Genomic DNA, 10,344 nt, shown 5'->3' on the forward strand with positions numbered 1-10,344 from the left:
TCCGGGAATCTTGTCGGCCAGTTTTAACAGGTTTTCTTTCGTTGCTTCCGAATGCGTTAGATTTAATGTGGGATTTTTCATGCTTTAAGATTAGCACGAAAAGCCCACTATGTCACTTTATTTAAGACGTTTGTATTAGTAGCCCGGGGAATCCCCCTATTCTATTTTGCAATCCTCACAGTGAATCAAGGAATTTACACATGAGAAGGGCATTTCTTCCGTTCTTATTATGTATTTGTGCATGCATTGACTGTAAGCCTGCAAAATCAGAAGACGGAGATGAAAAAGAGGAGCACACGGCTCAAGAACCATCCACGGAATTCTTGTCCAAAACCTATAAGGATATAAAGAGAGTAAAGATCGGAAATAAATATGGGTTTGTTAATGAGAAAGGCGAAACTGTTATTGAGCCGAAGTTCGGTTGGGTTTCATTATTTTACGATGGTCTTGCGAAAGCATGTGTTGATTGCAAAGTGGTTGAGATACAAGTCAAGGGCCGACAGCGCTGGCAGGATTTTAAAGTGGAGTCGGCGCCAGGAGCATGGGGGTATATAGATAGGAGTGGTAAATTTGTAATACCACCGAAGTTCGATTCGATACGCTATTTCTCGGATGGATTCGCTGCAGTAAAAATTGGTGACAAGTGGGGATTTATAGACAAAAGCGGGAGTTTTATCGTCAAACCGAAGTTCGATGATGCACGCCTTTTTTTTAGGGGATTCGCTATAGTAAAAATTGGTGACAAAAAGGGTTTTATAAACGAAAGCGGGGATTCCATTGTTAAGCCACAATTCGATGATGCACGCTTTTTTTCAGAGGGATTCGCTGCGGTGAAACTTGGTGACAAATGGGGCTTCGTAGACAAGAGCGGTAATTGCATTGTTAAACCACAATATGACTACTGCAGGCATTTTTCTGAAGGGATGGCGGCAGTCCGTATAGGGAAAGCGGGAAGCTTACGAGTGGGAAATGACAGATGGGGATATATTGATAGAACCGGACAATGTGTAATTAAGCCCCAATTTAAAGAGGCCGGATTCTTCTCTACAGGCTTGGCCCCGGTATTTTGCGTCGGCAAATATAAGTGGGGTTATATTGATAAACAGGGGAAGGTAATTATTGAGCCTCGATTTGATAGGGCGGACATCTTTGTACCGAAGACAGGTTACGCGCGCGTAAAAATTGACGGGAGGTATTGGTACATTGATAAAAAGGGAAGTCTTATTAAAGAGGCAGAACCGCCGCGCAGACAATGCCAGCTTAAACTTTAGATATATTTTGAGTCAAGCGTTTTAATTGTTTGCGCGAAGCCTGTCAGTATATTTTCAATAATCTCCTTTGCAGGAGCTTTCTTCTTAATCAATCCGGCAACCTGGCCCATCATGACCGATCCCTCGCGCACGTTGCCTTCCTGGGCGGCTTCCCGCAGCTTGCCGGCGGCCAAAAGCTCGATCTCTGTCCAGGGGACTCCCTCATCCTCCATCTTCCTGAGCTGTCGCGTGAGCTTGTTGCGGAGCGCCCGCACCGGCTTACCGATGGAGATGCCCGTGACCGCGGTGGAGCGGTCCTCCGCGTTGAGCACCGCCTGCTTGTAGTTTTCGTGCACGCCGCATTCATCGGCGACGATCAGGGCGGTGCCGATCTGGATACCCTCCGCGCCGAGGGCGAATGCGGCGGCCATACCCCGGCCGTCGCCGATGCCGCCTGCGGCGATGACGGGGATGGTGACCGCGTCAACAACTTGAGGAATGAACGGCATGGTCGAGACGTTGCTGATATGCCCGCCCGCTTCCTGCCCCTCGGGGATCACGGCCTGAGCCCCTGCCTCTTCGGCGAGTGTGGCCATCAGGACTGAAGCGGCGAGCGGAAATACCTTGATCCCGCACCCCAGGAGCGCGGCGATGTGCTCTTGAAAGTTGGGGTCGGCTCCGAGGGTAACCAGATCGGGGCGGAGTGCGAGGGCGATATCCAGATGCGAAGAGAAATTGGGAGAGATGCCAACCAGGTTAACGCCGATGGGCTTCCGTGTAAGTTTTCTGGCATGTGTGATCTGCTCTCTCAGAAGATCGGGTGGGAGATTGCCCGCGGCGAGGATGCCCACGCCTCCGGCCTCTGAGACAGCCGCGCACAAGCTCGCGTCAGAAACCCATGTCATCCCACCGCCGATGATGGGATACTCTATCCCTAAGAGGCGGCAGAGCCGGTTCTCGCGAAAGAGCTCTCGGTAGTTCACGACAGCCTTTGCATCAGTAGATGCGCTTCTTTTCCTTCTTTTCGCGGCGCTTCTCTTTCAATGTCTTCTCAGGCTTCTTTTTGAGCTCGTGTTTAGCCTTATCCTGTGAACCCATTAGTAACCTCCTTTTTTGCCTGCCGCTTTCGGCTTCTTCTTGATTGCTTTTCTAATGACCAGATAGCCCCCGCTCGCGCCGGGAACAGCGCCCCTGATGAGGAGGAGATTCTTATCCTTGATCACCCTGGCCACCTGGAGGTTCTGAACGGTGCTCCGTGCGGCGCCGAGATGCCCCGGCATTCCGAGGCCCTTGAAGATTCTGCCGGGAAACGTATGCTGGCCGACTGAACCCCCGTGACGGAAACATTCGTGCGTGCCGTGTGAACCGGGGAAGCCGCTGAAATGGTGGCGCTTGATCACCCCCGCGAATCCTTTTCCTTTCGACGTGCCGCTGACATCGATGAAATCGCCCGCGTCGAAGATATCAGCCCCGATGACCTGGCCGGCGCTGAAGTTTTTGATCTCATCGGACGGCAGGCGTATCTCCCTGAGCAGCTTGAACGCCGCCGTCTTCGCCTTTGCGAAGTGCCCTTTCAGCGGTTTGGTGAATGACGCGGCCTTGCCCTCGTCGAAACCGAGCTGGATGGCGCTGTAGTTCGCCGTATCCCCTGTTTTTACCTGGACAACCGCGCATGGCCCGGCCTGTACGACGGTGACGGGAACAACCTTGCCATCATCGGTGAATATCTGGGTCATGCCAAGCTTTTTGCCCAGGAGGCCCATTGTATAATTTCTCATATCGTTCTCCATTGAAGCTGGTTATTATATAAAAATAATCGGGCACTGCAACTATATATTTGTGTGGCTCCCCTTTTACATGGCGATAAACCACCTATGGCCCCCTGTTGCGTAACCGTGGGATGCCCTCCGGTTGTGCGGAGGCGGGATCCTGGATTGCTACGGCCATTCTATGGTATCATAAAAAAGGAAAAAGCAAAAGGGGGAGTGCCGATGTGCCGCTCTATTGTCCTCCGCTGCGCGGCAGCGTATCTGTTCTGCGCGCGACCAATCCTCGATGCATCTGGCCCCATTTCAGCTCCTTCCGGCATGATGGTGCTGTATGGCGGCGCGGCAACAATTGCCAAAAATGAGGCGGGCCCGGGGGAGCTTCATCTGATCGATTTTTTCTCCCGCAGGCCTGAGAGGGGTAGGCATTCTGGTACGCACCCTCGGGGAGGGGGAGAGAGGGATCAGATCGGCGGGCAGATGTCTCCCGGCCGCGCGGGCGCCACGGAAAATCTTATTCAGCAGGGCACATCATCTCCCCGCCAGCATGATCAGTGCGCCGCATGGCAACAGGCTCCTCTCGATTCTGCCCGGGAGACGCAGGACGATGCCCTCGACGAGGCGAGGGCGCTCGAGGCAAAGGGATTGGACGAGGAGGCGTTGCTCATCGTGAGCAGTTTGATAGTAGACAACGATGAGTTCGTGGAGGCCTATCTTGAGCGGGCTAAAATTTACTTGAACAGGAATATGTTTGATCTCGCCGCAAGGGATTACCGGGAGGCGATATCGTGCAGTGCGAGTAGCGTCGAGGCCCACTACGGCCTCGGGATAACCTGTGAGAAGTGGGCGGAGAGATTGGAAGCGTCGGGAGATAGCCCGCGGGCGTATGAAAAATATCGCGAGGCAATCATCGAGTACAAAAAGACACTCTGGTATAGCCGTGGCTATGCCCCGGCCTACTACGGTCTGGGATGTGCGTACTCGAGGCTGGGTATGAGGGAAGACGCCCTCTACTATTTTAAAAGGGCGATGGAAAGCGCAGAACGCGGCTCAGACCTGGCGCGCCGGGCACGGCACAATGTGCAATTGCTGGGAGGATACTGAAAGAATCGATTGGGCGAAACGGCGACCCGGTGCGAGAGGAGAAAGAGATTCGCCGACTTGCTCCCTCGCCGTATTGCCCGTTCAGCTTTTTTTGCCCCTCGACTACATCCCCTTCTCGACGGTCCCAAGGCACGTATCGAGGGTCTTGAGGATAAAATCGACATCGCCGCCATCGATACAGAGGGGCGGCTTGATGCGGATGACGTTGCCGGCCATCGCCCCTTTCCCGACGAGCAGGCCCATGTCCTTGCAGAGATCCATGAGATGCAGCGTCTCCTTCGCCGCGGGTTCCTTTGTCGTGCGGTCTTTCACGAGCTCGATCCCGAGCATGAGCCCCATGCCGCGCACGTCGCCTATCATCGGATGCTTATCCTGGAGCTCCTTGAGCCCCCCCATGAGTGTATCGCCCATCACTTTCGCGTTGTGCGCATAGTTGTATTTCTCGAGAACCTCCAGGACTCCCAGCCCCTGCGTCATGGAAACGGGGTTCCCGCCGTAGGTATTGAAGTGCACCTTGCCGCGCATGGATTCGGCGATTTTTCTGGTGGTCGTCACGGCGCCCAGCGGCACGCCGTTGCCGATCCCTTTAGCCATGACGATGATATCGGGGATGCAGCCCCATTGCTCGATTCCCCACATCTTGTCGCCGGTGCGCCCGAATCCGGTTTGCACTTCGTCGGAAATGCAAATGCCCCCATACCTGCGGACGATATCGTAGGCAATTTTGAAATATTCCTTAGGTGGGCAGACCACGCCCCCGAAACCCTGGATCGGCTCGGCTATGAATGCCGCAATGTGGCCGGAGGTGCTGTATTTAATGATCTCCTCGACCTGCCGGGCGCACACGAGATCGCACGCGGGGTAGGTGAGGTGGTAGGGGCACCGGTAGCAGTAGCCGGCGGGGACATGCGAGACGCCGAAGACGTAGGGGAGGCTGTGGCGCCAGGCGGACTGCCCCGTGAGGCTCATGGCCATGAGCGTCCTGCCGTGGAATGAGTGGCGCAGGGCGAGGAATTCCTGGTTGCCGGTGTAATTCTTTGCCAGGAGCGCCGAGAGCTCGTTGGCCTCACAGCCGCTGTTGGTGAAAAAACTAACCTTGAGCTCACCCGGCATGACGCTCGCGAGCTTCTGCGCGTAGCGGACGATGACGGGATGGTAGTAGAGCGTGGTCATGTGCTGGAGCGTCTGCAGCTGTTGTACCACCTTGGGGACGATATCGGGGTGGCAGTGTCCGACGCTGATGGTGACGACGGCGCTGAACGCGTCAAGGTATTTTCTGCCGCGGTCGTCATAGACGTATTGCATCTCGCCCCGCACGATGTTCAACGGCGTGCTGAAATAGGTCATCGTGCTCGGGAGGAGATACTCCTCCCTCATCTTTTTGATCTCATCAAACGTGAGCTTCTTCTCTGGCATTGCATTCCCCTTTCTATGAGATGGAACCTCGAAATCCAAACTTCAAACTTCAAAACAAACCCCAGATCCCAACTTCCGAATCCCAATCAATGACGCCCGAATTGTCATCTGCCCATAAGTCTCTTCTTTTGAATATGGAATTTTTGATTTTGGATTTGTTTGGAATTTTGAGATTTGAAGTTGGAAGTAAGCCTATTTCTTTATCCTTCCTTCGATAGCTCCCCAAGGCTCGCGCCGGACAAACCGGCCCCAGCCTGGTTCGCCGACGAATTTCCCCCCCCGCGCAACGAGGCGCCCGCGGCTGAAGGTCATCGCCGGGCAGCCGGTAAGCTTCCAGCCATCGTAGGGCGACCAGTCGCAGTTCGTCTGGAGGCGCTCAGGCCTGATCACAAACTTCTTCTTGGGGTCGAAGATGACCACGTCGGCGTCGGCGCCGATGGTGAGCGTCCCCTTGCGCGGGTAGAGGCCGTGCAGGCGGGCGGGGTTGGCGCTCACGAGCTGAACGAATCGATTGAGTGAGAAGCGCTTCTTCCCCACTCCGAACGCGTACATCAGCGGAACCATGGTCTCAACACCGGGCATCCCGTAGGGGATCTTGGTGAAATCGCCGTGCCACATGGCCTTCTGCTTCGTGGTGAAGGTGCACGTGTCGGTGGCAATGAGGGATACCTCGCCGTTGATCACGCCGCGCCAGAGGCGGTCGGCATCAGCCTTTTTCTTGATCTGGGGGCATGTGGCGTAGCAGTGGCCGTTCCTCTTCTTGAAGACCGAATCGTCCAGCAGGAGATACTGCGGGCATGTCTCAGCGTACACGCTGACGCCGCGCTCCTGGCCCGCCTTGACCGCGTCCGCGGCGGCACCCGCGGACATGTGGACGATGTAGACGCGCCCGTTCGTGACCTCTGCCCATTTGATGGCCCTCTGGACCGCCTCCTCCTCGACGAACGGCGGGCGTGAGAGCACGTGTCCCCACGCACCGAGCTTTTTGAAATCCCTGTGGTATTTCTTAATGAGGCCGTCCATCACGAAGACGCTCTCCGCATGAAGCTCGATCATCGCGCCGATCCGCGCGGTTTCTTCAAGCGCGCGGTAGAGCGTGAAATCATCTGCCATCCAGCCCTGGTCCTTGTATATCATGAACATCTTGATGGTGGGTATCCCGTAATCGATCAATTGCTCCAACTCCCGGGGGGAATTTTCGCTCCAGTCGGTGAGGCCGGCGTGCAGCGAGTAGTCGATACATACCCTTCCGTCCGCCTCCGCGCGGCGATTCTTCACGGCCTCCATGACGGGCCGCCCCTTTACTTGTATGGCGTAATCAATCACTGTGGTCACGCCACCGCACGCCGCGGCCTTGGTGCCGTTCACAAAATCATCCGATGAGACCGTTCCGCAGAAGGGGAGCTGAAAGTGTACATGGGCGTCTATCCCGCCCGGCATGACGTATCTGCCGCGCGCGTCCACGACCTCCGTTCCCGGCTGGGGGGTGAAGTCATGGCCGATCGCGACGATCTTCCCCTTGTCCATGACGAGGTCTCCCTGGAACACATCGGACTCCGTGACGAGCGTGCCTCCCTTTATGATGGCACTCATAGAACCTCTTATAGCGACAAGCTTCAAGCTATAAGCTGTAAGCAGGAATTGCACTTTCGGCTTATAGCATACGGCTTACCGCTTATAGCTGTTTCTTCAACGGTACCTTTGACTCCTTGAGTACGACGCATCCGTCGATGGGGCATACGTGCGAGCAGAGGCCACAGCCGACGCAGAGCTCTTCATCCACGGTGGGCTCGCGCTTCTTCGCGTCCCATTTAACCGCCTGGTACGCTGCGTCCCTGCAGGAGATGTGGCAGAGGCCGCAGCCGATGCAGAGATCCTTATCAATGCTGGAAACGAGCCGGTAGCTGCGGCTGAGCGATTCATGCGTGGTCATCTTTTGTGCGGCGAGGCCGACCATCTCGGCGATGGAGCTGAAGCGGTGATCCTCCATGTAGTTGGCCAGCCCCTCGCAGAGGTCCTCGATGATCCGGTAGCCCCAGTGCATCGCGGCGGTGCAGACCTGAACGGTGGTCGCGCCGAGCAGGATAAACTCAGCGGCGTCGCGCCACGTGCTCACCCCGCCGATCCCCGATACGGGGCAGTGTGTGGCTTTGAAGATCTCGCAGACAGCCCTGAGCGCGATCGGCTTCATCCCCGGCCCGGAGCACCCGCCGTAGGTGCTGAAGCCGTTCACCGACGGAAACGGCTCGATTTTATCGAGGTCCACGCCGAGGAGGCCCGCGACGGTGTTGATCGCGGATATCGCGTCGGCGCCGCCGGCCTGTGCGGCCTTCGCGGTCACCTTGATATCCGTGATATTTGGCGTGAGCTTGATCATCACCGGAATGCGCGCAACGTCCTTGACCCACTGGGTGATGTGCTTGGTGATCTCGGGGTCCTGGCTGCATACGCTCCCCATGCCGCGCTCGGGCATGCCGTGCGGGCACCCGAGGTTGCACTCTATCATGTCCGCCCCGGCGTCCTGCACGCGCCTGGTGAGCTCATGCCAGTCCTTTTTCACCGATCCGGCGGCCATGATGCTCCCGATGACGATGTGCGACGGGTAGCGCCTTTTTATCTGGCCCATTTCCTTGAGCCAGACCTTCAGGCCGCGGTCGGTGGTGAGCTCTATGTTCTGGAGGACCGCCATCCGCTTCTTTTCATAGGTGAGGGAGGCGAGACGAGGCGCCACATTGATAACCGGTTCCCCCTCGGGGACGACGGTTTTGATGACCGCGCCCGCCCACCCCGCATCGAAGGCGCGCATGATCATCTCTCCCGTCGTCGTGGGGGGGGCAGAGGCGAGGATAAACGGGTTTTTGAATTGCAGGCCGCAGAAGTCGACGCTGAGGAGCTCAGATACGGTTGTGGTTGCCATGATGCCTCCTGTATTTCGTCGCGTGTCGCCCGTGACTCGCGGCTCGGGCATGCGCACTATCTCCCGACTCACGTCTCATCGCTTATGCGGTGACTCGATAGCGAGCTTGTCCCGCCGAAGGTCCCGAGCTGCTGTTTCGAGGGAACCGAAGTCGAGGGGATTGCTCGATAGCTTCTGTTATCTCCTCTTGAGGTACCTGTCAATCGCTTCCGCGGCAGTCTTGCCGGCCGCGACTGCCTCGACGGCTGTCGCCCCCCCATTCACGGCGTCTCCGCCCGCAAAGACGCCCGGGATGCTGGTGAGGCCGTTTTTCTTCGTCTTTATACATCCATGTTTATCCGTGCGGAGGCCGAGCTGGGTGAAGAGCTCCCTGTCCGTTTCCTGGCCGAGCGCCTGGATGACGGTGTCAACCTTGAGGGTGAATTCCGAGCCGGGTATGGGGATGGGGCGAGGCCGTCCGCTCTCGTCTTTGGGGCCGAGCTTCATCTTGATGCATTCCACCGCCTCGACCTTATTTTTGCCGAGGATCCTCTTCGGCGCGGTGAGCAGCATGAACTCCGTCCCCTCTTTGAAGGTGAGCGCCACCTCGCTCTCCCACGCCGGCATCTCCGCCCTGCCGCGGCGGTAGATGATGATCACCCGTTTCGCCCCGAGGCGCAGTGCAGTCCCCGCGCAGTCCATCGCCGTGTTGCCGGCGCCGAAAATGGCCACCGTGTTCCCGATGCGTGGCTTGGAGCGATTGAACTTCGCCGCGGTGAGGAATTCCATCGCATCCCACACGCCTTTGAGCCTCGTCCCCTCGATATTCTGCCACTTTGATTTCCACGCCCCCGCCCCGACAAATGCGGCGGCGTAGCCCGCGGCTTTGAGCTTTTTGATGTTCGTGATTTTCTTGCCCGTGAGGATTTTTACTCCCATTTTTTTTATCTGCTCAATCTCGGCGTCCACGATGTCCTGGCTGAGCCGGTAGGAAGGGATACCATAGGTGAGCATACCCCCCGGCTTCCTGTTTTGCTCGAACACGGACACGTCATGTCCTCTCCTGGCGAGCTCCACGGCGCAGGCGAGGCTGGCCGGTCCGGCGCCGATGCAGGCAACTTTCCTGGCGCCCCTGCTCTTTTTGATTTCCGGGATGCGGTATCCCCTCACGAGCTCGACATCGGCAACGTAGCGCTGGAGGGCGGCGATGTCCGTGGGAGCCGTGGAGTACTTGTTTCGGCACTCACCGATGCAAAATATCTCCGCGGGGCATATCCTTCCGCAGACTCCCGCGAAGGGGTTGGCGTCCTTGATGATGCGCAACGCGCTTCGCGTGTCTCCCACGTTAATCCTGCGTATGAATGCGCTGACGTCCACGCCTGCGGGGCAGCCGGCGGTGCAGGGAGCTTCAAAACAAAAGTTGCAGCGGATTGCCTCCTTGTAGGCGATGGTGTGCGAAACCGGCTTGTGAATTTCCTTCCAATCCTTGAGTCTTTCCTTGACGGGACGTTCGATCGAACTCGTCAAACCGCTCATGGCGAACCTCCGTTATTGGATTGATTCAAAGACTTCATATTATATCACCGCCCATCCGGTCCGCGCCACAGCTTTGTGAGCAGGTAGGTAAGGGGTCACTTATAGAGGGGGGCCACGGATCCCGCTAAGCGGGACGGATTATGACGGATATTCACAGATGAAAAGAAAGCTTCATCTACGGCCATCCGTGTGGTTATCCGTGAAAATCCGTGGCGAACATCATTTACCGTTACCCCTGCAAAACTGATAATCATACAAAGGCGAAAAGAACAAGTGTACAATCTCTGTGCAAGGTGGCTCGGCGACGGCGAGCCGGAAAGGAGGCTGCGATGGCCTTGTACGGTGGATTGGATCTGCACGGTGACAACGTGTATGT

Annotated in this window: 8 protein-coding genes; 2 read left to right on the top strand and 6 right to left on the bottom strand. The window is 56.8% G+C overall.

All coding sequences use genetic code 11. The features are described from left to right. The first annotated feature begins 200 nt into the window (after positions 1 to 200). Entirely contained in the window at positions 201 to 1,271 is a 1,071-nt protein-coding gene (locus tag NTX71_02110) for a WG repeat-containing protein (GenBank protein ID MCX6338697.1), read from the top strand. On the opposite strand, the gene NTX71_02115 is transcribed toward NTX71_02110, so the two are convergent. Further along, the gene (locus NTX71_02115; GenBank protein ID MCX6338698.1) at positions 1,268 to 2,233 is read right to left on the bottom strand and encodes a nitronate monooxygenase; all 966 of its coding nucleotides are present in this window, start codon (positions 2,231 to 2,233) and stop codon (positions 1,268 to 1,270) included. The genes NTX71_02110 and NTX71_02115 overlap by 4 nt on opposite strands. 114 nt (positions 2,234 to 2,347) lie before the next feature. After that, positions 2,348 to 3,028, bottom strand: coding sequence for a 50S ribosomal protein L3 (gene rplC, locus NTX71_02120; protein MCX6338699.1), 681 nt, complete (start codon positions 3,026 to 3,028; stop codon positions 2,348 to 2,350). A gap of 156 nt (positions 3,029 to 3,184) precedes the next feature. On the opposite strand from rplC, the gene NTX71_02125 reads away from it, so the two are divergent. After that, positions 3,185 to 4,120, top strand: a complete 936-nt coding sequence (locus tag NTX71_02125) for a tetratricopeptide repeat protein (protein ID MCX6338700.1) — start codon at positions 3,185 to 3,187, stop codon at positions 4,118 to 4,120. A gap of 102 nt (positions 4,121 to 4,222) precedes the next feature. On the opposite strand, the gene NTX71_02130 is transcribed toward NTX71_02125, so the two are convergent. The 4 genes from NTX71_02130 to NTX71_02145 all read right to left on the bottom strand — a co-directional run bounded on the left by NTX71_02130 (position 4,223) and on the right by NTX71_02145 (position 9,968). Further along, positions 4,223 to 5,536 carry an aspartate aminotransferase family protein gene (locus tag NTX71_02130; protein MCX6338701.1) on the bottom strand — a complete coding sequence of 438 codons (1,314 nt, stop codon included), beginning with the start codon at positions 5,534 to 5,536 and terminating at the stop codon, positions 4,223 to 4,225. 192 nt (positions 5,537 to 5,728) lie between these two features. Beyond that, the gene (gene hydA, locus NTX71_02135; GenBank protein MCX6338702.1) at positions 5,729 to 7,129 is read right to left on the bottom strand and encodes a dihydropyrimidinase; all 1,401 of its coding nucleotides are present in this window, start codon (positions 7,127 to 7,129) and stop codon (positions 5,729 to 5,731) included. Between the two features lie 82 nt (positions 7,130 to 7,211). Then, entirely contained in the window at positions 7,212 to 8,453 is a 1,242-nt protein-coding gene (gene preA, locus NTX71_02140; GenBank protein ID MCX6338703.1) for an NAD-dependent dihydropyrimidine dehydrogenase subunit PreA, read from the bottom strand. A 177-nt stretch (positions 8,454 to 8,630) separates the two neighbouring features. After that, entirely contained in the window at positions 8,631 to 9,968 is a 1,338-nt protein-coding gene (locus tag NTX71_02145; protein MCX6338704.1) for an NAD(P)-dependent oxidoreductase, read from the bottom strand. Positions 9,969 to 10,344: the final 376 nt, after the last annotated feature.

The sequence above is a fragment of the Candidatus Auribacterota bacterium genome (assembly GCA_026392035.1).
Lineage (GTDB): Bacteria > Auribacterota > Tritonobacteria > UBA1439 > UBA1439 > JAPLCX01.

Coding starts and splice junctions, on each gene's coding strand:
- NTX71_02130 (MCX6338701.1), bottom strand. CDS start 5,536: ATGCCAGAGAAGAAGCTCACGTTTGATGAGATCAAAAAGATGAGGGAG.
- rplC (MCX6338699.1), bottom strand. CDS start 3,028: ATGAGAAATTATACAATGGGCCTCCTGGGCAAAAAGCTTGGCATGACC.
- NTX71_02145 (MCX6338704.1), bottom strand. CDS start 9,968: ATGAGCGGTTTGACGAGTTCGATCGAACGTCCCGTCAAGGAAAGACTC.
- hydA (MCX6338702.1), bottom strand. CDS start 7,129: ATGAGTGCCATCATAAAGGGAGGCACGCTCGTCACGGAGTCCGATGTG.
- preA (MCX6338703.1), bottom strand. CDS start 8,453: ATGGCAACCACAACCGTATCTGAGCTCCTCAGCGTCGACTTCTGCGGC.
- NTX71_02110 (MCX6338697.1), top strand. CDS start 201: ATGAGAAGGGCATTTCTTCCGTTCTTATTATGTATTTGTGCATGCATT.